Source organism: Streptomyces sp. NPDC018031 (assembly GCF_044327625.1).
In the GTDB taxonomy this organism is placed as follows: domain Bacteria; phylum Actinomycetota; class Actinomycetes; order Streptomycetales; family Streptomycetaceae; genus Streptomyces.
Window position 1 is genome coordinate 1,092,139 of record NZ_JBIRFT010000001.1, and the last position, 21,159, is coordinate 1,113,297.

Annotated in this window: 15 protein-coding genes and 1 pseudogene; 10 read left to right on the forward strand and 6 right to left on the reverse strand. The window is 75.8% G+C overall.

Features of this window, described 5'->3' with window-relative positions:
* The first annotated feature begins 36 nt into the window (after positions 1-36).
* The 6 genes from ACH4B3_RS04570 to ACH4B3_RS04595 all read left to right on the forward strand — a co-directional run bounded on the left by ACH4B3_RS04570 (position 37) and on the right by ACH4B3_RS04595 (position 7,200).
* On the forward strand, positions 37-2,964 hold the full coding sequence (locus tag ACH4B3_RS04570) for a BTAD domain-containing putative transcriptional regulator (RefSeq protein WP_398461220.1): 2,928 nt from the start codon (positions 37-39) through the stop codon (positions 2,962-2,964).
* Positions 2,965-3,315: 351 nt separating this feature from the next.
* The gene (locus tag ACH4B3_RS04575) at positions 3,316-3,648 is read left to right on the forward strand and encodes a hypothetical protein (RefSeq protein WP_398461221.1); all 333 of its coding nucleotides are present in this window, start codon (positions 3,316-3,318) and stop codon (positions 3,646-3,648) included.
* Positions 3,649-4,007: 359 nt separating this feature from the next.
* Entirely contained in the window at positions 4,008-4,220 is a 213-nt protein-coding gene (locus tag ACH4B3_RS04580; protein WP_398461222.1) for a hypothetical protein, read from the forward strand.
* Positions 4,221-4,387: 167 nt separating this feature from the next.
* The gene (locus tag ACH4B3_RS04585) at positions 4,388-5,227 is read left to right on the forward strand and encodes a TIGR03619 family F420-dependent LLM class oxidoreductase (RefSeq protein WP_398461223.1); all 840 of its coding nucleotides are present in this window, start codon (positions 4,388-4,390) and stop codon (positions 5,225-5,227) included.
* 89 nt (positions 5,228-5,316) lie between these two features.
* The gene (locus tag ACH4B3_RS04590) at positions 5,317-6,468 is read left to right on the forward strand and encodes a thiolase C-terminal domain-containing protein (protein WP_398461224.1); all 1,152 of its coding nucleotides are present in this window, start codon (positions 5,317-5,319) and stop codon (positions 6,466-6,468) included.
* 204 nt (positions 6,469-6,672) lie between these two features.
* Positions 6,673-7,200 (forward strand): Zn-ribbon domain-containing OB-fold protein, encoded by a 528-nt coding sequence (locus tag ACH4B3_RS04595; protein WP_398461225.1) that lies wholly within the window; start codon positions 6,673-6,675, stop codon positions 7,198-7,200.
* On the opposite strand, the gene ACH4B3_RS04600 is transcribed toward ACH4B3_RS04595, so the two are convergent.
* The 3 genes from ACH4B3_RS04600 to ACH4B3_RS04610 form a co-directional block, all read right to left on the reverse strand.
* Positions 7,193-7,798 (reverse strand): hypothetical protein, encoded by a 606-nt coding sequence (locus tag ACH4B3_RS04600; protein WP_398461226.1) that lies wholly within the window; start codon positions 7,796-7,798, stop codon positions 7,193-7,195. The two genes, ACH4B3_RS04595 and ACH4B3_RS04600, sit on opposite strands and share 8 nt — an antisense overlap.
* A gap of 224 nt (positions 7,799-8,022) precedes the next feature.
* Entirely contained in the window at positions 8,023-10,623 is a 2,601-nt protein-coding gene (locus tag ACH4B3_RS04605) for a PQQ-binding-like beta-propeller repeat protein (protein ID WP_398461227.1), read from the reverse strand.
* 192 nt (positions 10,624-10,815) lie between these two features.
* Positions 10,816-11,619, reverse strand: coding sequence for a VOC family protein (locus ACH4B3_RS04610; protein ID WP_398461228.1), 804 nt, complete (start codon positions 11,617-11,619; stop codon positions 10,816-10,818).
* Positions 11,620-12,133: 514 nt separating this feature from the next.
* Between ACH4B3_RS04610 and ACH4B3_RS04615 the strand changes: the two genes are divergently transcribed.
* Positions 12,134-12,781 carry a TetR family transcriptional regulator gene (locus ACH4B3_RS04615; RefSeq protein WP_398461229.1) on the forward strand — a complete coding sequence of 216 codons (648 nt, stop codon included), beginning with the start codon at positions 12,134-12,136 and terminating at the stop codon, positions 12,779-12,781.
* Between the two features lie 557 nt (positions 12,782-13,338).
* Positions 13,339-14,070, forward strand: a pseudogene (locus tag ACH4B3_RS04620) (pyridoxal 5'-phosphate synthase); the annotation flags it as partial.
* Between the two features lie 219 nt (positions 14,071-14,289).
* Here the strand turns inward: ACH4B3_RS04620 and ACH4B3_RS04625 are convergent.
* Complete coding sequence (locus ACH4B3_RS04625) at positions 14,290-14,898, reverse strand: GNAT family N-acetyltransferase (RefSeq protein ID WP_398461230.1); 609 nt, start codon at positions 14,896-14,898, stop codon at positions 14,290-14,292.
* A 336-nt stretch (positions 14,899-15,234) separates the two neighbouring features.
* Here ACH4B3_RS04625 and ACH4B3_RS04630 point away from each other — a divergent pair, with 336 nt between their 5' ends.
* Both ACH4B3_RS04630 and ACH4B3_RS04635 read left to right on the forward strand, forming a co-directional pair.
* The gene (locus tag ACH4B3_RS04630; protein WP_398461231.1) at positions 15,235-16,413 is read left to right on the forward strand and encodes a flavin-containing monooxygenase; all 1,179 of its coding nucleotides are present in this window, start codon (positions 15,235-15,237) and stop codon (positions 16,411-16,413) included.
* Between the two features lie 591 nt (positions 16,414-17,004).
* Positions 17,005-19,230, forward strand: a complete 2,226-nt coding sequence (locus ACH4B3_RS04635) for an acetate--CoA ligase family protein (protein ID WP_398461232.1) — start codon at positions 17,005-17,007, stop codon at positions 19,228-19,230.
* A gap of 90 nt (positions 19,231-19,320) precedes the next feature.
* Here ACH4B3_RS04635 and ACH4B3_RS04640 read toward each other — a convergent pair whose 3' ends face one another.
* Both ACH4B3_RS04640 and ACH4B3_RS04645 read right to left on the reverse strand, forming a co-directional pair.
* Positions 19,321-20,637: an MFS transporter gene (locus ACH4B3_RS04640; protein ID WP_398461233.1), complete on the reverse strand. Its 1,317-nt coding sequence runs from the start codon at positions 20,635-20,637 to the stop codon at positions 19,321-19,323.
* Between the two features lie 158 nt (positions 20,638-20,795).
* Positions 20,796-21,056: a hypothetical protein gene (locus tag ACH4B3_RS04645; protein ID WP_398461234.1), complete on the reverse strand. Its 261-nt coding sequence runs from the start codon at positions 21,054-21,056 to the stop codon at positions 20,796-20,798.
* Between the last annotated feature and the right edge of the window lie 103 nt (positions 21,057-21,159).

Genomic DNA, 21,159 nt, shown 5'->3' on the forward strand with positions numbered 1-21,159 from the left:
GACCGGTGCGACTGGCAGGCTCAGGCAGGGGGATACATGACCGGCGATGTGGGTCACGGGCTGCGACTGCGCTTCGCCGTGCTCGGACCGGTCCGTGCCTGGCGTGGTGAGGAGTCACTCGGCCTGGGCTCGCCGCAGCAACGCGCGTTGCTCGCCGCCCTCCTGCTGCGCGGCGGGCGCACCGCGACCGCGCCCGAGCTGGTGGACGGACTGTGGGGCGAGGAGCCGCCGCAGGCCGCGGTCGCCGCGCTGCGCACCTACGCCTCGCGGCTGCGGAAGGTCTTCGGGACCGCCGCGGACGACCTGGTCAGCGAGTCCGGCGGGTACGCGATCCGCACCGGCCTGGGCGCCCTCGACACCGACGTGGCGGAGCAGCTGGCGGCCGAGGCGGAGAAGGCCCGCCACTCCGGAGACCGGGAGCGCGCCCGTGACCTGCTGAACGAGGCGCTGGCGCTGTGGGACGGCGAACCGCTCGCCGGGCTCTCCGGCCCGTACGCGGAGGCCCAGCGCGCCCGGCTGGAGGAGTGGCACCTGTCCCTCCTGGAGACCCGGCTCGACCTGGACCTGGAGCTGGGCCACCATGCCGAGGCGGTCTCCGAGCTGACCGCGCTCACCGCGGCCCACCCGCTCCGGGAGCGCCTCCGTGAGCTGCTGATGCTCGCCCTGTACCGCAGCGGACGGCAGGCCGAGGCGCTCGCCGTCTACGCCGACACCCGCCGGCTGCTCGCCGACGAACTCGGGGTGGACCCCTGCCCCGAGCTGTCCGAGCTCCAGCAGCGCATCCTTCAGGCGGATGCCGACCTCGCCGCGCCCGCCGGGCCCGCCGCGGAGCAGCACAGCTCCGGCGCGGGCTTCGTGCGCCCGGCCCAGCTGCCCGCCACGGTGGCCGACTTCACCGGGCGCGGCACCATCGTGGAGGAGCTGAGTGCCCAGCTCGCCACCGCCGAGGGCAGCGTCATGGCGGTGTCCGCGGTGGCGGGCATCGGCGGGGTGGGCAAGACGACGCTGGCGGTGCACGTGGCGCACGCCGCCCGCCACCACTTCCCGGACGGCCAGCTCTACGTCGACCTGCAGGGCGCCGGCCCGGCGGCCGCGGAGCCGGAGGCGGTGCTGGGCTCCTTCCTGCGCGCCCTGGGCACCGCGGACAACGCCATCCCGGACGGGGTCGAGGAGCGGGCCGCGCTGTACCGCTCGCTGCTCGACGGCCGCCGGGTGCTGGCGCTGCTGGACAACGCCCGCGACGCCGCCCAGGTGCGCCCGCTGCTGCCCGGCACCGAGGGCTGCGCCACCCTGGTCACCAGCCGGAACCGCATGGTGGACCTGGAGAGCGCGCACCTGATCGACCTGGACGTGATGAGCCCCGAGGAAGCGCTGGTGCTCTTCACCCGGATCGTGGGCGCGGAGCGGGTCGCGGCGGAGCGCGACGCGGCCATGGACGTGGTGGCCGCCTGCGGTTTCCTGCCGCTGGCCATCCGGATCGCCGCCTCCCGGCTGGCCGCCCGCCGCACCTGGTCGGTCTCGGTGCTGGCCCGCAAGCTCGCCGACGAGCGCCGCCGGCTCGACGAACTGCGCGCCGGCGACCTCGCCGTCAAGGCCACCTTCGAACTCGGCTACGGCCAGCTGGAACCCCAGCAGGCCCGCGCCTTCCGGCTGCTCGGCCTCGCCGACGGCCCCGACATCTCCCTGCACGCGGCGGCCGCCGTCCTCGACATGGACCCGGTCGACGCCGAGGAGCTGCTGGAGTCGCTGGTCGACACCAGCCTGCTGGAGTCGGCGGCGCCCGGCCGGTACCGCTACCACGACCTGGTGCGGCTGTTCGCCCGCGCCTGCGCCGAGCGCGACGAGCAGCCGCCGGCCGAGCGGGCCGCCGCGATGTCCCGGCTGCTGGACTTCTACCTGGCCAGCACCGCCCGGGTGTTCTCGCTGGAGCGGCCCGGCGACCGGCTGGTGGACCATCTGGAGCCGACCAGCTACCCGGGGCTGGCGTTCGCGAACCGCAGGGAGTCGCTGGACTGGCTGTTCGCCGAGGCCAACTGCGTACTGGCCTGTGTCGTGCAGCACGCCTCCGGCCCGACCCTGCGCCGCGCCGTCGACCTGCTGCTCACCTCGCGGGACCTGGGCGAGTCCGGCGCCAACTCACGCCAGTACGAGCTCGCGGCCGTCGCGGTACGGGACGCGGCGCACGCGGCCGACGACGCCCGGGCCGAGGGCCGCGCCCGGATGCGGCTGACCCATGTCCACATGATGGCTTCCCGGTTCGAGCAGGCGGACGAGGAGGCCCGGCGCGCCATGCTGCTGGCGCTGGCCGCCGAGGACCCGGTGCCGGCCTGTGAGGCGCCGAACGAGCGCGGCATCATCGCGCTGTACCAGAAGCGGTACGCCGACGCCGAGGAGTACCTGGCGCAGGCGCTGGAGGCCTTCCGGGCCGACGACAACCTGCCCGGCATCGCCAGCGTGCTGTGCAACACCTCGCGGACCCACGCGGCCACCGGGCGGCACGACAGCGCGATCCGGCTGGCCGCCGAAGGCACCGAGATCTACCAGAGCCTGGGGCTCGCCATGCGGGTGGCCAACGGCCGGTTCGCCCTGGGGCTGGCGCTGCACTTCGCCGGCCGGCACGCGGACGCGCTGGTCCAGCTGACCGAGGCGCTGGCCCTGTTCCGGGACAACCGGCAGCGGCTGTGGGAGGGCTCCACGCACGCCCGGCTGGCCGAGGTGCACCTGGCCGCGGGCCGGCCGGCCGAGGCCGCCACACACGCCGAACAGGCGCTGGCCCTGCGTTTCGTCGACGGCGAGTGGCGCCGCGGCATCGTCCTGACGGTGCTGGGCAAGTCGCTGGACACCATCGGCCAGCCGGACCGGGCCCGCGCCTGCTGGCACGAGGCGCTCACCATCCACCAGCGGCTGGGCGCCGCCGAGGCGGAAGAGGTCGGCCTGCTGCTGGCCCGGGCCGCCACCGTGTGACGGTCCGGGCCGGCGTCGTGCCCGCCCGTTCCCCTCTTGTCTCTCTCGTCTCCCTGTTTCCCGCGCCTCCCGCGCCTCCCGCGCGGCTCCGGCCCGGACCGGGCCCCGCCGGGCTCTGTAACAGATTCCGGCGAGCGGTGTAGCAGAACCCCTGAGAAGCGTTCATCAATCGTTTATCCCCGCCCGCCATTCTTAAGTCAGACGATCCGTCCCCGCGGGGGGCAGACGGGTCGAATGCCAGGTCCACCCCGTCACGGTGAGTGGCCCTGAAACGCAGCCCGTCCGGCGGTCCTCGGGGGAGCCGCCGGCCGGGTCTGCGCCCCACACCAGGAGTACGAGGAAGTGATCCGGATGACCCAGGACCAGAAGCCCAAGACCGACGCCTACCGGCCGCTGGACGGCGACCAGGGCGCGGGCGACGTCAAGCCCATGGACAGCCACGCCGGCAGCGTCGACGTGGCCACCATGGACAGCCACGCGGGCGGGCCCCGGCCCGTCGCGCCGACCGGCACCACGGCGGACGCGGGTGACATCACCACCATGGACAGCCACGCCGGCAGCATCGGCGTGACCACCATGGACAGCCACGCGGGCGGCGCGGCCGCCAAGCCGCTGAACGCCAAGGCGGACCCGTCCGGAGATCCCACTCCGGAGGACAGCCACGCCGGCAGCACCAAGCCGTAGGCGGCCGGCGCCGCATACGCCCCACGGGGGAGCACGGGGGAAGAACGCCCCACGGGGAAACGGGGGAGACACCTCACCGGGAACGGGGGAGCACGCCCTGGTGAGCAACGGGGGAAAGGGCCCGACGGGGGAACGGGGGAACAGGGCCCACGGGGGAACACGGGGGATATCCGGGGACCGGCGACGGTGGCGAGGAGGGGGAGCCACCGCAGCCGGTCCCTGTGACACGGGGACAGAAAGCCTTTTCTCGTACGGGACTTCGAATATCGCCAAGCCGAAGCGGCCGAACGTTCTCTGCCATACCATGATGATGGTTTCGCTTAGCAAACCCAATGTTTGCTCCCCATGGAGGAGTTGGAATGACTCGCCCCAAGAAGGTCCTGGCCACACTCGCGTTCACCGCTGCCGTGGCCGCCGGTACCGCGGTGCCCGCGATGGCCGACCATCACGTCAGCGTTACCCCTGCGGACGCGCCGCAGGACGCCCACGCCGGGCTGATTTACACCCCCACCGACGGGCACGCGGGCTCGCCCGGCCACGCCGTCACCCCGGACGACCACCACGTCTCCTGACGAGGTGCGCCCCGGGCGGGCGGGGGGCCGGGGGAGGAAACCCGGCCCCCCGTTCGCATTCGCAGCGAGACCGGCCCGGCCCTTGACCTTCCCACCGATGCCAGGGTCTACAAAGGCGGTCGGGCCCCGGACCGGCCGGGCGCGCGAAGAGTACGGGGGATCCCGCCATGGAACTGCACATCGTCCTCCCCGACGAGTCGCCGACGATGTCCGCGGCCCAACTGGCCGGACTGGCGCGGGAGGCCGAGGACCTCGGGTTCGACGGGGTGTGGCTGCCCGACCACCTGCTGCCGCCGGGTCCCTACGGGCCGGAGCAGTACGGCGGGGTCCTTGAACCGCTGATCACGCTGGCCCATCTGGCGGCCGTCACCGAGCGGGTGCGCCTGGGCACCTCGGTGCTGGTGCTGCCGCTGCGCGACCCGCTGCTGCTGGCCAAGCAGTCCGCCACGCTGGCCCGGCTCAGCGGCGACCGGTTCGTCCTCGGCGTGGGCACCGGCTGGGAGTCCTACGAGTTCGACGCGGCGAACGCCGACTTCGCCGGGCGGGGCCGGCGGGCCACCGAGGCGCTGCGGCTCATCCGCCGGATGCACACCACCGGCGGCGGTCCGTACACCGGCGAGTTCCACTCCTTCGACGAGCGGGCGGTGTTCCAGCCGGTGCCCGACCGGCCGGTGCCCTTCCTGATCGGCGGCAACTCCGGGCCCGCGCTGCGCCGCGCCGCGCAGCTCGGGGACTGGTGGCAGGGCGTGGCCCTGTCCCCCGAGTCGTTCACCGAGCACCGCGACCGGCTGCGGGCGCTCACCGACCGGCCGGTCGCGGCCGGCACCCGGATCCAGTGGGGGGACGACCGCCCGGCCACCGAGGTCGCCGAGGAGATCGCCGCCTTCGCCGCGGCCGGTGCCGACCATCTGGCCGTCTGGTGCGGCGAGGTGGACGGGTTCGCGGAGCGGATGAGGCAGCTGGTCCGCGCCGGGGCGGTGCGCCGCGCGCACGCCGCCGGCTCGTGAGGGTGCGGCCTGCCAAGGGTACTGACGCTGCGTCAGTTCGGCGGTAGCCTTCCCCGCTGTCGGCACCGGCGGGGCCTCGGAGGTGGGCGATGGGCGCGAGTCCGGCGACGTTCAAGGACGCCACGGCGATAGCGGGGATCGGCCGGACCGCGTTCGCCGGGCGGCTGCCGGACAGCGGGCGGGCCCTGGCCTGCCACGCCGTCCTGGCCGCTCTGGACGACGCGGGGATCGCCCCGCACGAGGTGGACGCGTTCGTCTCGCAGGGGGCGGAGGAGGCCGACGAGGCCGAGGTCGCCCGGTCGATCGGCTCGGGCGAGATCACCTTCGCCGGTCGGGTACCGCGCGGCGGCGGGGGCTGCTGTACCGCCGTCGCCCAGCTGGCCGGCGCGATCGTCACCGGCCGGGCGAGCGTGGGGGTGGCCTACCGGTCCCGCAAGCAGGGCGGCGGGCCCCTCCCCCGGCCGGACCGCGGCGGCGACGCCCCGGTGGCCGACCGGTGGACCGGGCCGTGCGGGCCGCTGCGCCCGGTCGACGAGATGGGTCTGCTCGCCCGTCGCTACATGCACGAGTACGGCGCCACCCGTGAGCACCTCTTCCGGGTGGCGCTCGCCTGCCGCAACCACGCCAACCGGAATCCGGCCGCGCTGCTGTACGGCCGGCCGCTGACCCGCGAGGCGTATCTGACGGCCCGCTGGATCAGCGAGCCGCTCTGCCTCTTCGACACCTGTCCGGCGGCCGAGGGGGCGGTGGCCTGCGTGGTGGTCTCCGCGCGCCGGGCCCGGGACTGCCGGCGGCGGCCGGTGTACGTGCACGCCGCCGCCCAGGGCCTGCCGGCCCCGCACCACCGGCCGGGCGCCGTCGATCCGCTGACCGGTCCGGCCTGGGCCGCCGCCCGCCGGTTGTGGGACACCGCCGACTTCGGCCCGCAGGACGTGGCCGTGGCACAGATCGACGACGCCTTCACCCCGCTGGTCCCGCTGTCCCTGGAGGGGTACGGCTTCTGCGGGCGCGGCGAGGGGGCGGCCTTCACCGAGGGCGGCGCGCTGGAGAACGGCGGGCGGCTGCCGCTCAACACCGCGGGCGGTGGTCTCGGCGAGGCGTATCTGCACGGCTTCAACCTCGTCGCCGAGGGCGTCCGGCAGCTCCGCGGCACCAGCACCGCACAGGTGCCGGGGGCCGCCACCTGCCTGGTCACCGCGGGCGAGGGGGTTCCCACTTCGGCTCTGCTGCTGAGGAGTTGACCGATGCCGGACACCGGACGCACCCCCCGGCCCACGCCCTCCCCCGGTATGGCGCGGGTGCCCACCGCCCGTCCCGGCCCCGGGGCGGGGCGCGGCCGCGGTCCCGGGGCCGGGTGGGGCCGCGGTGCGGGCCCGCTGCCCGCCGGGGTCCCGGTCGCGGGGCCCGCGGCTCCCGGCCCCGCGCCGGGCGGTGCGCCGCCGGGGGTGCCGGACGAGGACGCGGCGCCGTTCTGGGCCTACTCGGCGCGCGGCGAACTGCGGATCCAGCGGTGCTCCGGCTGCGGCGCGTCCCGCTTCCCGCCCGGGCCGTGCTGCCCGTCCTGCCAGTCCTTCCGCAGCCATTGGCGCCGCACCTCCGGGCGTGGCCGGATCTGGTCGTACGTCGTGGCACATCCGCCGCCGGTGACCGGGGACGCCGCGCCCGGTCCCCGCCATCTGGTCCACCCGGTCCATCTGGTCCTGGTGGAGCTGCCGGACACCCCGGGCGTCCGGCTGGCGGGCGATCTGGTGCCCGCCGCGGGCGCCGCGCCGGACCCGGCGGGCCCGCCGGACCCGGTGGGGCTGTGCGTCGGGGCGCCGGTCCGCGTCGTCTTCCGGGTGACGGCCGGCGGGGTCACGGTGCCGTGCTGGCTGCTGGAGCCGCCGGGCGGCGGGGGGCCGGGCACCGGCCGGCCGCGGGGCCGCCCGGAGCGGTCACCGCTTCCCGGCCGGGCCGGCCGGGACGTCAGCTGACCGGCGACTTGGTCGCCGACTTCAGGGTGCAGGTGAAGTACGTGTAGGTGTCGAGCCGGTGGATGGCCTTGGCCGTGATGGTCTGGGACGAGCCCGGCAGCACCGTGACGTACTGGGTGTCCGACCCCATGTAGCTGCCGTCGTCCTTCTTGGTCCACTCGACGTTGAGGGTGTAGCGGAAGCTCCGGGTCGAGTCGGTGTTGGAGACGGTGACGTCGTACTTGAGCATGCCGTCGGACTCGCCGTAGGCGCAGTTGCTGGTGGTGGCCTCGGCGGTCGCGTCCGGGTTGTAGGTGGGCGGCGCGGACGTCGTGTAGGACGGCGTGGGGTCGTAGTCGTCGTAGCCGGGGGTGCTCGTGGGGTAGCCGGACGGCAGGTCCGTCGGGAGTCCCGAGGGCAGGTCGGTCGGGAGGTCGGTCGGGATGCCGCTCGGCAGGTCGGTGGGCGAGTCGGCGCCGGCCCCGGCGCTGAACCCGCCGTCGCCGCCGCCGAAGCCGCCGCCTCCGCCGCGCTTCTTGCCCCCGCAACCGGTCAATCCGGTGACGGCCAGCATCCCGATGACGGCAGCGGCGAGCACCCGCTGATGGCGGCGTTGCATGAATTTACCCCCGTTGTCCAGGCAAGAACCGGCCAACTGAACCTCAGTTGACGCGTGCACGCCACCCTAGCAACGGGGGTTGCTACCCCCAAGTCACCTGTCCGGCGGCCGGACGGGACGGTCCTTCCCGCCTTCGGCGGCGGACTCGTGCCCCGTGCAGCCTTGAGACGACCACTCGGCGCCGCGCGGTTCCGCCCGGTACGGAATTCCCCGGAGCGGCCGGCTCACTGGCGCGGCTGCCGGGACTGCCCGGTGCCCTTCACCGCGTCCAGCGCGTAGACGCACCGGTCCTTGCTGCACGCGTACACCACACCCCCGGAGACCACCGGCGAGCCGGTGATCTCCCCGCCGGTGGCCAGCTTCCAGCGCAGCTGCCCGCCCGCGGCGTCCACCGTGTACAGGCAGTGGTCGGCCGAACCGAAGTGCACCCGGCCCTCGGCGACGACCGGCGACCCGATGACCTCGCCGCCCGCCGCGAAGCGCCACTTGGGCGTGCCGGTGACCGCGTCCAGGGTGTACAGCGCGCTGCCGCTGCCCAGGTGCACCGAGCCGTCGGCGATCAGCACCGGGTCGATCGCCTGCCGCGACTCGGTCGCGATCCGCCAGCGGTCCCGTCCGGTGCTCGCGTCGATCGCGTACACCGTGCCCAGGTAGTCGGCGATGTAGACGCCGCCGCCGGTCACCGCGGGACCCGGCTGGTACGCGGGGGCGCACAGGAACACCGCGGGCGCCTCGAAGCGCCAGCGCACCTCGCCGCGCGCGATGTCGATGGCGAGCACCCGGGTGCCCGCCGCCACGTACACCACCCCGTCCGGGGCCGGCAGCAGCCGGATCGGTACGCCGCCGCAGGAGGCCGCGTCGCCGACCGGGTACGACCAGCGCTCGGCGCCGGTGCGCGCCTCCAGCGCCCGCAGCCGGGCGTCGGACCACACGTACACCGTGCCGTCCTGGACGACCGGCCCGGACTCGGGGGTCTCGAAGTCGGTCTGCGCGCCGTGCAGCTCCCACAGCAGCTCGCCGTTGCCCGCCTCCCACGCCTGCACCCCGCCGCCGCGGGTACCGGTGACGACCGTGCCCCGGTCGACTTTGAGGGAGTACACCCAGCCGTCCATCGACAGCCGCCAGCGCTCCCCGCCGTCCGCCGCGTCCAGCGCGTACAGGGTGGGGCCGTCCGAGGCGTGGATCCGGCCGTCGGCGACCGCCATCGCCCAGGCCACGTCCCGGGTCTTGAACTGGCGGCGGCCGGTGGCCACGTCGAGCGCGTGCACCTCGAAGGAGGTCACGTACAGCAGGTCGCCGGCGACCGCCGGGGTGCCCCACACGTCGTTGGACATCCGGAACCGCCACGGGCGCCAGCGGGCCGGGCCGGGCGGTTCGGCGGGCGGCGGCGCGTCCGGCGCCGGGGCGGTCGGCTGCGGGGGGACGGAGGCCAGCGGCGGGGCGGGGACGCCCTCCGGCGGGCGCACCCAGTGGGTGCCCGGCGACGCGTCGTGCCGCGCCGGCGCGTCGTGGGTGTCCGCGGCCCGCGGTCCGGGGCCGATCGGCACCTGGGAGCCGGTCAGCCGCACCGGTCCGTCGGCGGCCGGCGGGGCGGTCGCGGGCAGCGGTGCCGAGCCGTGCGGGGCCGGGGGCTGTGCCGCGTGCCGTCCCGGCGGGCCGGCCGAGCTGACCTGGCTCGCCGGGCTCGCCGCCTCGGGTGTGCGCAGGCCGCCGCGCGGATCGCCGGTGGCGGAGGGCTCCCAGCCGGTGCCGCCGGCGGGGACCGGGGGCCCGGTGCGGCCGCCGCGTCCGGTTCCCGGGGCGGGGCGCGCCGCCGGTGGCCGCGGCGGGTAGCCGGGCCGGGCCTCCGAGGGCTGCGCCGGGGCCGGGCGTCCGCCGCCCGGCCCGCCCAGCGGCTGCGCGACGGAGGGTCCGGCGGCCGCGGCGGGCCGGCCGCCGCGGCGGCTCTCGATCATGGCGACCGCGCTGGTCGGCAGCCACGCGGAGGCGGTGCCGCTGTCGTCGCCGCCGGAGGCGAACAGGTGCGGTGCCAGCTGGGCCTGGAGGTCGGCCGGGCTCGGCCGCCGGTCGGCCTCCATCTGCATGCAGGACTCGATCAGCGGCCGCAGTTCCTCGGGCAGCCCGGACAGGTCCGGGCCCTCCCGCAGCAGCATGAACACGGTCTCCACCGGGTTGGCGCCGTGGTACGGGGCGTGTCCGGTGGCCGCGAAGGTCAAGGTGGAGCCGAGCGAGAAGATGTCACTGGCGCCGGTCACGCTGCGCGAGTCGCGGGCCTGCTCGGGCGACATGTACGCGGGGGTGCCGACGGCCACGTTGGTCATGGTCAGCCGGGTGCTGGAGACCCCGGAGGCGATACCGAAGTCGATCACCCGCGGGCCGTCCTCGACGACCAGGACGTTGGACGGCTTCAGGTCGCGGTGGACCAGGTTCGCGCCGTGGATGGACTGGAGCGCCTCGGCGACGCCGGCGGCGAGCCAGCGCACCGCCTGGGCCGGCAGCGGTCCGCACTCGTTGACTATCTCCTCGAGGGAGGGCGCCGGGACGTAGGCGGTGGCCAGCCACGGGACGGGGGCGCGGGGATCGGCGTCCACGACGGCGGCGGTGTAGAAGCCGCTGACCGCGCGGGCCGCCTCGACCTCACGGGTGAAGCGGACCCGGAACAGCTGGTCCTCGGCGAGTTCGGTCCGGACGGTCTTGATCGCCACCCGTCGGCCGGACGCCGAGCGCGCGAGATAGACCAGCCCCATGCCGCCCGCACCGAGCCGGCCGAGCACCTCGAACGGGCCGATCCGCCTCGGGTCGTGCTGCGTCAGCTGCTCCACCACTTGCCTGCCACCTCCCCGTAGGGCTCGAAATTAACAGCCCGGTGCAGCGTCTCACCGACAAACCAACCGGCGGCACGCAAGCTGCATTGTCTCTGCCGAAGACGGCGGTTGCGAACCCGGGGCCAATTCGTCGTGTCATTGACTGATACGTCGGGGAGTGCACCCCTCTGCGTTATGTACGGTTCTGGTGCCCTATGCGGCCATTGCCGTGTCGAGAACGGCGAAGTTCGCGCCCTGATTGTCGACAACAATCGCGAATCGGCCGTACGGCGTGTCTTGTGGCCCGGTCGCCGCCCGCCCGCCCAGCCGGCGCACCGTGGCGACCGCCTCGTCACAGTCCGCGACCGCGAAGTAGACCAGGAAGTGGGACGGCAACTCGGCCGGGAAGGTCTCGTCCAGCACCGCACGCCCGCAGACCGCGGTCCCGGGCCCGGCGGGCTTCCCGGCCGGCGACCACAGGGCGTAGTCCAGGCCGGGCACCTCGGCGTCCTGCGACCGGTAGCCGAACACCTCGCCGTAGAAGGCGTCCACCGCCTCCTTCTCCCGGGTGTACACCTCGGCCCAGACATAGGAGCCGGGCTCACCCTGTTCCTCGAAGCCGTGGTGGGTGCCCGGCTGCCAGAGGCCGAACACGGCCCCGCCCGGATCGGCGGCGGTGGCCAGGGTCCCGAAGTCGCCGACCGCCATCGGGGCGACGATCACCTGCCCGCCGGCCCCGCGGAGCCGGGCGGCGGTCGCCACGGCGTCCGGGGTCGCGAAGTAGACGTTCCACACCGTGGGCATCCGGCCGTCGGGCTTGGGCGCGAGGGCGGCGACGTTCCTGCCGTCGTGGAACGCCTGCGCGTAGAAGCCGTAGGCGGCGTCGCCCGCACCGAAGGTCCAGCCGAACAGCTCACCGTAGAAGCGTTTGCCCGCCTCGACGTCGGGGAGCGTGGCGTCCACCCAGCAGGGCACCCCTTCCGCGAACGACGGCGCGCCGCCTTCGGCTGCGGACATGGGCCGCTCCTCCCGTGGGCGAGGATGTTCCTGCCCGCCACGCTAGCGGTGCGCCCCGGATCCCGCCCCCGCACAGCGCGACCGCCGGGCACGGAGGGTCACGGGTCACGGCGGGTGTGCGATTGTCCACCGAAGTTGTCCACAGCCTGTTGATAACAGGATTCACCTGCCCGGCGGGGCCGCCCGGAAGCCCGCCGGGGCCACCGCGGGGGGCGCCGCCCGGGAGGCTCGGACGACCCGGCTCCGGGCGCGCCGGAAGCTCCGTCCCGGCCCGCCCCGGCGGCGACTCCGCCCCCGCCCCTCCGCGACCGCCGGGCCCCTCGCTGTTCGATTCCGGGCGGCGGCCCGGGGGCGCGCCACCCCTCCTCCGGGCCCGTTCGAACAGCCTCCGCGCACCCTCCGGAAGCGGACGGAAACTGCCTGCTCACGGGCGTCGCCACCACCTCTCCTCGGCCTCAAACCCATTTGCACGCAGTCGAATAGCGCTCCGATCACCCCTCGGTAAGCTGACGGCATGACAGGACAAGTACGAACCGTCGACGGCCGGGTTGCCGGGCGTCGCGGGCAGGCGACGCGGCAGAAGCTGCTCGACTGCCTCGGCGAGATGCTCAGCACTTCCCCGTACCGAGATGTCAAGGTCATCGATGTCGCGCGCAAGGCCGGCACCTCGCCCGCGACCTTCTACCAGTACTTCCCCGATGTCGAAGGGGCCGTGCTGGAGATCGCGGAAGAGATGGCCAAGGAGGGCGCGGCCCTCACCGACCTGGTCTCCGAACGGTCCTGGGCCGGCAAGTCCGGCTACCAGACCGCCGAGGACCTGGTCGACGGGTTCCTCGCCTTCTGGCGCAAGAACGACGCGATCCTGCGCGTCATCGACCTGGGCGCGGCCGAGGGCGACAAGCGGTTCTACAAGATCCGCATGAAGGTCCTCAACGCCGTGACCAACTCGCTGACCGACTCCGTGAAGGAGCTCCAGGCCAAGGGCAAGATCGATAAGGAGGTCAGCCCCGCGGCGGTCTCCGGATCGCTGGTGGCGATGCTGGCCGCGGTCGCCTCGCACCAGAAGGGGTTCCAGACCTGGGGCGTCAAGCAGGCCGAGCTCAGACCGAGTCTCGCGTGGATCGTGCATCTGGGCATCACCGGACGGAAGCCGACGAAGTAACCGGCACCGGAGCGAACGCCCGGGACGCCGGCCCGTAGCGGGCCGGGTGGCCGGGCGGCGGGACCGGTCGGCCCGGAACGGCGCCGCCTGTCGAAGGCCCGCCCACCGCTCCACGCCCGCGGCCCATGGCCGCATGGCCGCCGCGCGGACCGCGGAACCCGCGGCCGGAACGGCACCCGGCGCACCACCCGGGGGACGCCCCCGGACCCTCGCCTCGGGGCGGCTCCCGCCCGACGGCCGGCAGCGGCCCCGCACCACCCCACGGCGATTCTGCCCCCCCGCCCCACCCCACCCCACCCCGATCCCGCCCACGTCCTGTCATACGGGGGCCTGTCACCCGGGGGTGGGTCCGGGGGCCGCCTCGCCCGGGCCCACCCCGGGGTGAGGCGGCCCGGGGGCCGTGTCACCCGGGGCCGCCGGGACACCGGGTCCGGTCCGGTCCGGTGGGTACGGGTACGCGCCGGTGGCACGGATACCCCGGCGGGCACGGGTACGCGCCGGTGGGCACGGGTACGCACCGGGACGGAAGCGATCGACGGAGCACACCGAGGAAGCCGATGACCGGCGGCGAGCCATCACCCCCACCTTCTTCTCCCCCGGCCGGCGAACACCCGCCGCCGGTCCGCTCCCGGGCCCGCGGTGGCCCCGGGGACGAGCAGGAGGACCGTTCCTTCCGCGAGCTGCTGCGCTCGCTGCGGGCCGGCGGCGGCGAGTCGCCGCCGTTCGACCCGGCCACTGCCCCCGCCGAGCCGCTGCCGCTGTTCCGGCAGTGGCTGCGCGACGCGGCCCGCGCCGGGGAACCGGAGCCGCACACCATGTCCCTGGCCACCGCCGACGCGTCGGGACGTCCCTCGGTGCGCACGGTGATGCTGCACGACGCCGACGCCCGCGGCTGGCACTTCGGCACCCACCGCACCAGCCGCAAGGGGCGGGAACTGGCGCACCGCCCGTATGCCGCGCTCGGCTTCTACTGGCCGGCCACCGGGCGGCAGGTGCGGGTCGGCGGCCCGGTCACGGCGGCCACTCCGGCGGAGAGCGCGGCGGACCTGCGCGGCCGCTCCCCCGCCGCGCTGGCGGCCGCCCTGGTGGGGCGGCAGAGCGAGGTGCTCGACTCCTACCAGGAGCTGGTACGGGCCGCCGAGGCAGCCCGGGAGCGGGTGGCACGGGAGCCCGGTGCCACGGCGCCCGGCTGGACGCTCTACGTGCTGGAGCCGGAGGAGGTGGAGTTCTACCAGGGCGAGCGGGACCGGCGCCATCTGCGGTTGCGCTACCTCCGCGAGCGGGCCGGCGGCGCGGCGGGCCCGGCGGACGCGGCGGGCCCGGCGGACGCGGCGGGCCCGGCGGACGCGATGGGCCCGGTCGGTGCGGGCGGCACGGCGGGACCGGCGACCGCATCGGACGGCGCCGGCGGCACAGGCGGCGCAGGCGGCGGCAGCGGTGGAGGCGGCGCGGCGGGCGGCACCGGGCTCTGGCGGCGCGAACTGCTCTGGCCCTGAGCCGCCGGGGACTCAGCCGCGGGGCGGGGCCACCGGGGACAGCCGGGGCGTGGGGTCGACCGCCAGCCGGCCGTGCACATGGATGTCGCGCGGGGTGCCGGTGATGTCGAACATCGCGCCGCGCAGATCCCCCTCGTGGCGGTAGTGGCAGCGCTCGGCGACCGCGCACGAGGCGTCGTTGCCGATGGCGTGGCCCAGCTCCAGGCGGTACAGGCCGAGGTCCCGGAACGCCCACCGGGTCATGGCGTCCAGCGCCCGGGTCGCCACCCCGCGGCCGCGCGCCTCGGGCAGCACCCAGTAGCCCACCCGGGCGCTGCGGTGGGTGTCGAAGTCGATCATGCCGACGTTGATGTGGCCCAGCACGGCGCCCCGGCGGCTGCCACCGCCGCCCGCGCCGCGGTGGTCGGTGATGGCGAAGGAGGCCATGTCACCGCACTGCCACCCGGCGGTGCGGGTCTGCAGGAAGTCACGGGCCCCGGCCTCGTCCGGGGTCGGCACGTTGATGGTGTTCCAGCGCCGGAACTCGGGATCGGACAGCCCCCGGCGGATCGCGTCCAGGTCCCCCTCGCCCCAGGGACGGAGCAGGAGACCGTACATCTGCAGATCGACCGGTTTCAGCATCCCCGTCTCCTTCGTCACCCCACCCCTACCGGCATTCAACACGGCGCGGGCGCCGGAACGGTGATCAGGGGGTCGGCCGTCCGGGTACCGGCGCGGGCGGTCGGACGACCCGGTGACGTGCGGTCCCGCGGCGGCCGGGGCCGGGTGCCGCTCCCCCGCGGCGGGTGCGCCCGGCCGCCGTACCGGGCGGCGGTCCCGGGGCGCCCGGGCCCGGGCCGCCGGCCCGGTGCACGACTTCCGGCGCCGCCGCAAGAGGGCCGGGACCGTGACGCATCCGCAACCGATTCGGAATCCTTTTGACCGATACCCGTCAATCACCCCGCTACGCTCACCCACATGGCCGACAAATCGCACCCCCACACCGCGCCTCCCGTCTACGTCGTCGGCGGCGGACCGGGCGGGCTCGCCACCGCGGCGGCGCTGGGCGAACGCGGCATACGCACCGTGGTCCTGGAACGCTCCGACGCCGTCGGCGCCTCCTGGCGGGGGCGCTACGACCAGCTGCGGCTGCACACCACGCGCCGGCTCTCCGCCCTCCCCGGGCTGTCGATCCCGCGGTCCTGCGGACGCTGGGTCGGCCGCGACGACCTGGTCCGCTATCTCGAGCGGTACGCCGACCACCACGAGCTGGACGTCGTCACCGGGGTGGAGGTGTCGCGGGTGGAACGCCCGGAGGACGGCACCGGATGGCTGCTGCACGCCACCGGCGGCCGCCGGCTCACCGCCCCCGCCGTGGTCGTGGCCACCGGCTTCAACCACACCCCGCGGCTGCCGGACTGGCCCGGCGGCGACGGCTTCACCGGTGAACTGCTGCACGCCGCCCACTACCGCAACCCCGAGCACTACCGGGACCGGGACGTCCTGGTCGTCGGCGCCGGCAGCACCGGAACCGAGATCGCCGTGGAACTCGCCCGGGGCGGTGCCGCCCGGGTGCGGCTGGCGGTGCGCACCGTGCCGCACATCGTGCGCCGGTCCACGGCCGGCTGCTCCGCCCAGCGCGCCGGCGTCCTCGCCCGCCGGCTGCCGCGGCGCGCGGTGGACCGGGCGGCCCGGACCGTCACCAGGGTGACCGTGCCGGACCTGTCCGGGCACGGACTGCCCCGCCCCCGGACCGGTCTGTACACCCGGGCCCTGGAGGGCGCGCTCCCGGTGCAGGACACCGGGCTGCTGGCCGCCGTGCGGGCGGGCCGCGTGGAGATCGTCCCGGCGGTGGAGTCCCTGGACGGGGAGAAGGTGGTGCTGGCCGACGGTTCCCGGGTCTGCCCGGATGCCGTGATCGCGGCGACCGGCTACCGGTCCGCGCTGGACCGGCTCGTCGGGCACCTGGGGGTGCTCGACGAGCGGGGGCGCCCGCTGGCCCACGGTCCGCGCACCGTCGGCTCCGCGCCGGGCCTGCACTTCACCGGGTTCACCAACCCGGTCAGCGGCACCCTGCGGGAACTGGCCATCGACGCCCAGCGCATCGCCAGGACCCTCGCCCGCCACCTCGACCGGACGCGCCCGGCACCACGCTGAGCCCGGCGCCGGCCGGACGGCCCCGGCCGGGGGGTGACGGGGTGCGCCTCGGCCGGCCCCGGCCCGCCGGCCGCCTCGGGCCGACCCCCGGGCCCCGACCCCCGAGCCCCGGCCAGGCGTCGCGCCGGGACCGGCCCCGCACGCGAACCGGTACGTCAGGGGGCGACCGACGGCCCGGGCCGGTCCGGCCCCAGCCGCTTCAGCGGGCCCGCACGTCGGTCCGGCACCCGCGCCCCGGCCGCCTCGGGCCGACCCCCGCGCGCCGGCCGACGCCCGCGCGGACCGCCCCCCGCACGCCGGCCGGCATCCCGCTGGGCGGCCGGCAGCACATGGAGCGGCCCGCGGGTCCGGCCCGTCCGGGCCGCGGGGCGCGACCGTCCCCGGCCCCCGCCACCCGGCCGGGGCGCCTGCGCGGCCCGCAGCGGCGCAGGCGGGCGGTGGGCGGGGCGCGCCGGCGCCCGGCGCAGGCGGGCGGTGGCCGTTCCGGACCGTCGGCCGGAATCCCTCGTACCCCGTTCCTGACTGGACGTCAGTTGCGTAACGTGACTGATTGTCATGTCTTCGGCCGACCAGCAGGAGTGGGTGACAACGATGCTTGGCTCGACTCGCGGCACCCTCACCACCAGCCCCCGGGACGCTCGCGTCATCGCGTGCGGCGACCCTTCCGGCCCGGCCGTCCGCGGCCACGAGGGGGGCGGACCACCCGACGACCCGGACGTCAGCGGCCGGCCGTCGCGCAGGGCGGTGCCCGACCTCGACCGGCTGTTCCGGCCCGGGTCCGTGGCGGTCATCGCCGCCCCGGACGCCCCGGGCCCCCCGGATCCCGGCGCCGTCCGCCGACTCGTCGACTGGGCGGAGCGGGTGGGTGCCCAGGTCCATCCGGTCCACCCCACCCGCCGCGAGATGTTCGGCCTCCCCTGCCACGCCTCCGTCGCCGACCTGCCCGAGCGGCCCGACCTGGCCGTGCTGCTCGCCGACGGCCCCGTCGCCCTCGGCGCCCTCGTCGAGGAACTCGGCCCGGCCGGCACCCGGTTCGCCGTCGCGCCCGCGGGCCGCGGGCCCGGCCCGGAGGGCGCCGCCGCGGTGGACCGGCTGGCCGCGGCGGCGCGCCGCGCGGGCGTGCGCCTGCTGGGACCGGATTCCGGCTTCGGCGCCTTCGAGCGGCTCCGCGAGGATCTCGACGGCCCCGCCATCGCGCTCATCACGCAGGCGGGGCTCCCGGGGCGTCCGGTCCTGGGCCTCCAGGAACTGGGCATCCGCATCAGCCACTGGGCGCCCACCGGCGGCGAGGCCGACCTCGACTGCGCCGACTTCCTGAGCTACTTCGCCGACCGGCCCGAGGTCGGCGCGATCGCCCTGTACCTGGCGGAGCCCAGGGACGGGCGGGACTTCCTGCTCGCCGCCGACCACGCGGCACGGGCGCGGGTGCCGGTGGTCGCCGTCAAGGTCGGCCGTACCGGGGCCGGGGGCCGCGCCACCCCGTCCGGCGCCGCCGGGCTCCCCGGTCCGGACGCGGTGCTGGACGCGGCGATGCGGCAGTTCGGCGTGGTCCGGGTGGACGGCCCCGACGAACTCCAGGACACCGCCGCCCTGCTGGCCCGGGCCCGCCCGCCGCGCGCCGAGGGGGTCGCGGTGTACGCGGTGTCCGAGGGGGCCGGGGCCCACTTCGCCGATCTCGCGACCGCGGCCGGGCTGCCCCTGACCGCGCTTCCGGCGGACGCCCGGGTGGCCTCGGGCCGGTGGGCGCCGGACGGGGCGGACGCGGCCGGTCCGGTCGGCGGTGGCGGTATGCGTCCGGCGGCCGACGGGCGCGTCCGCGACGTCCTCGACGCGATCCTCGCGGACCCCGCCGTGGGCGTCCTGGTGTGCCCGATACCCGGCCCCGTCCCCCCGGTGACCGATCGCCTGGTCCGGGCCCTGGTGGCGGCGGCGGAGGAGACGGACAAGCCGGTGTGCGTGGTGTGGGGGTCGGCGCCGGGCACCGAGGACGCCTACCGCACCACCCTGCTCGGCTCGTCCCGTGTCTGCACCTTCCGCACCTTCGGCAACTGCGTCACCGCCGTCCGCGCCTATCTGGACCACCATCGCTTCGCCGCCGCCCACCGCTCCCCGTTCCCGGACGCCCCGCGCGCCCTGTCCCCCTCCGCCCGCAAGGCACGCCCCCTGCTGCGGCCCGGTCACCGGCTGAGCGAGCACGCGGCGAAGCAGCTGCTGCGGGCCTATGGCATCCGGGTGCCCCGGGAACAGCTGGTGACCAGCGCGGCCGGGGCGGTACGCGCGGCCGGCCTGGTCGGCTACCCGGTGGTGATGCGGCTGTCCGCGTCCCGTCCGGTGGGCCGGCCGGGGCCGGTCAGGGCCGGGATCACCTCGGCCGGCCAGGTCCGTGACGGCTACCGGGAACTCACCGGGACGGCCCGTTCCGAGGGCGTCGAGACGGACGGCGTCCTGGTGTGCCAGACGCTCGGGGGCGGGGTGCGGACGGTCGTCGGCATCGGCCGGGACGCCCTGTTCGGACCGGTGGTCACCGTGCGGCTCGGCGGTGACCTGGCCGGGGTCATGGACGAGGTGGCCGTCCGGGTACCGCCGTTCGGGGAGCGGGAGGCGCGCCGGATGCTCGGTGAGCTGCGGGGCCGGGCGCTGCTCGACGGGGTCGGTGGCGCGCCCCCGGCCGACCTCGACGCGCTCGTCGAGGTGGTGCTGCGGGTCCAGCGCATCGCCATGGAGCTCGGCGACGGGCTGGAGGAGCTGGCCGTCGACCCGCTGCTGGTGCTCGGGCAGGGCGCGGTGGCACTGGGCGCCCACGTCGTGTGCCGGTGATCCGCACGGCCGGGCCGGCGGCGCCGCGGGCCCGGCCGGACGGGTCCCGGGCCCGCCGTCCGGGCCGGGCGTCCGCGCGTGCCCGGCCGTTCAGACCGCCGCGGGCACCGGGTCGCCGCTTCCGGTCCGCCGGATGACCAGGGCCATCAGGGCGGCGATCGCGCACAGCGCCCCGGAGGCGTACCAGACCACGTCGTACGAGCCGAACGCGTCCCGGGCCACGCCGCCGAGGAAGGCGACCAGGCCGGCACCGACCTGGTGGGAGGCGAGCACCCAGCCGAACACGATCGCGCTGTCCTCGCCGTACTGCTCGCGGCACAGGGCGATGGTGGGCGGCACGGTCGCCACCCAGTCCAGTCCGTAGAAGACGATGAAGAAGATCATCGGTGGGTGGACGGTGTCGGCCAGGAGCATCGGCAGGAACATCAGGGAGAGTCCGCGCAGCGCGTAGTAGACGGCGAGCAGCCGCCGCGCGTCGAAGCGGTCGGTGAACCAGCCGGAGGCGATCGTGCCGATGATGTCGAAGACGCCGATCACCGCCAGCAGGCTCGCGGCCGCCGTGACCGCCATCCCGTGGTCGTGGGCGGCCGGCACGAAGTGGGTCCTGACCAGTCCGTTGGTGGAGGCCCCGCAGATCGCGAAGGTCCCGGCGAGCAGCCAGAAGGGGCCGGTGCGCGCGGCCGACACCAGCGCGCCGATCGCGCGCCGCGCCGCCTGCGGGCGGGGCCGCGGCCGCGGCTCGGGCGGCCCGTCGGCGCCGTACGCCGCCAGACCGACGTCGGCGGGGTGGTCCCGCATCAGCAGCCAGACGAACGGCACCACGGCGAGCGCCGCGAGGGCCACGGTGACGGCCGCGGGACGCCAGTCGTGCCGGTCGACGATCCAGGAGAGCCCCGGGAGGAAGATCAGCTGACCGGAGGCGCCGGCGGCGGTGAGGATGCCGGTGACCAGGCCACGTCGCTTGACGAACCACCGGTTGGCGATGGTCGCGGCGAACGCCAGGGCCATGGAGCCGCTGCCGAGACCGACGAGCACGCCCCAGCAGAGGACGAGCTGCCACGCCTCGGTCATGAAGACGGTCAGCATGGCGCCCGTGGCGATCACAGTCAGGGCGCCGGCGACCACCTTGCGGATGCCGAACCGGTCCATCAGCGAGGCGGCGAACGGCGCGGTGAGGCCGTACAGCGCGAGGTTGAGGGAGACGGCGAGGCCGATGGTCCCGCGCGACCAGCCGAACTCGTCGTGCAGCGGTTCGATGAGGAGACCGGGCAGGGAGGCGAATCCGGCCGCGCCGATGATCGTCACGAAGGCGACGGCGGCCACGAACCACGCCCGGTGGACGCGGGGGGCACGGCGGGGACGCAAGGGCAGGTCGCGCTGCTCGGGGGCTTCGGCTGTCTGGGTCACCGGATCAGGATCGTGGCCGGATCCAGCCGCTACGAGTGGCCCGAGGGACACTGTTCTTCAGGATCGGGCCAACGGCGGGCACGCGACCGGGCCGTCGACAGGCGTCAGGACTGGGCCCTCGGAGGGCGTCAGGACCGGGCCGCCGGCGGGCATCAGGATCAGGCCGTCGGAGGGCGTCGGGGGACCGGGCCGTCGACGGGCATCAGGATCAGGCCCTCGGAGGGCGTCAGGACCGCGCCGTCGACGGGCATCAGGATCAGGCCGTCGGAGGGCGTCAGGACCGCGCCGCCGGCGGGCATCAGGATCAGGCCCTCGGAGGGCGTCAGGACCGCGCCGTCGACGGGCATCAGGATCAGGCCCTCGGAGGGCGTCAGGACCGCACCGCCGGCGGGCATCAGGATCAGGCCGTCGACGGGCATGAGGCGGGGCCGTCGTCACGCTCGCTCCCGGGCCGTCCCCGCGGGTGCGGACCGGGCCGCCGTCACGGGTCAGGACCGGGCCGTCCCCGCGCACGAGGGCCGG

Coding starts and splice junctions, on each gene's coding strand:
- ACH4B3_RS04570 (WP_398461220.1), top strand. CDS start 37: ATGACCGGCGATGTGGGTCACGGGCTGCGACTGCGCTTCGCCGTGCTC.
- ACH4B3_RS04575 (WP_398461221.1), top strand. CDS start 3,316: ATGACCCAGGACCAGAAGCCCAAGACCGACGCCTACCGGCCGCTGGAC.
- ACH4B3_RS04580 (WP_398461222.1), top strand. CDS start 4,008: ATGACTCGCCCCAAGAAGGTCCTGGCCACACTCGCGTTCACCGCTGCC.
- ACH4B3_RS04585 (WP_398461223.1), top strand. CDS start 4,388: ATGGAACTGCACATCGTCCTCCCCGACGAGTCGCCGACGATGTCCGCG.
- ACH4B3_RS04590 (WP_398461224.1), top strand. CDS start 5,317: ATGGGCGCGAGTCCGGCGACGTTCAAGGACGCCACGGCGATAGCGGGG.
- ACH4B3_RS04600 (WP_398461226.1), bottom strand. CDS start 7,798: ATGCAACGCCGCCATCAGCGGGTGCTCGCCGCTGCCGTCATCGGGATG.
- ACH4B3_RS04610 (WP_398461228.1), bottom strand. CDS start 11,619: ATGTCCGCAGCCGAAGGCGGCGCGCCGTCGTTCGCGGAAGGGGTGCCC.
- ACH4B3_RS04615 (WP_398461229.1), top strand. CDS start 12,134: ATGACAGGACAAGTACGAACCGTCGACGGCCGGGTTGCCGGGCGTCGC.
- ACH4B3_RS04625 (WP_398461230.1), bottom strand. CDS start 14,898: ATGCTGAAACCGGTCGATCTGCAGATGTACGGTCTCCTGCTCCGTCCC.
- ACH4B3_RS04630 (WP_398461231.1), top strand. CDS start 15,235: ATGGCCGACAAATCGCACCCCCACACCGCGCCTCCCGTCTACGTCGTC.
- ACH4B3_RS04635 (WP_398461232.1), top strand. CDS start 17,005: ATGCTTGGCTCGACTCGCGGCACCCTCACCACCAGCCCCCGGGACGCT.
- ACH4B3_RS04645 (WP_398461234.1), bottom strand. CDS start 21,056: ATGCCCGTCGACGGCCTGATCCTGATGCCCGCCGGCGGTGCGGTCCTG.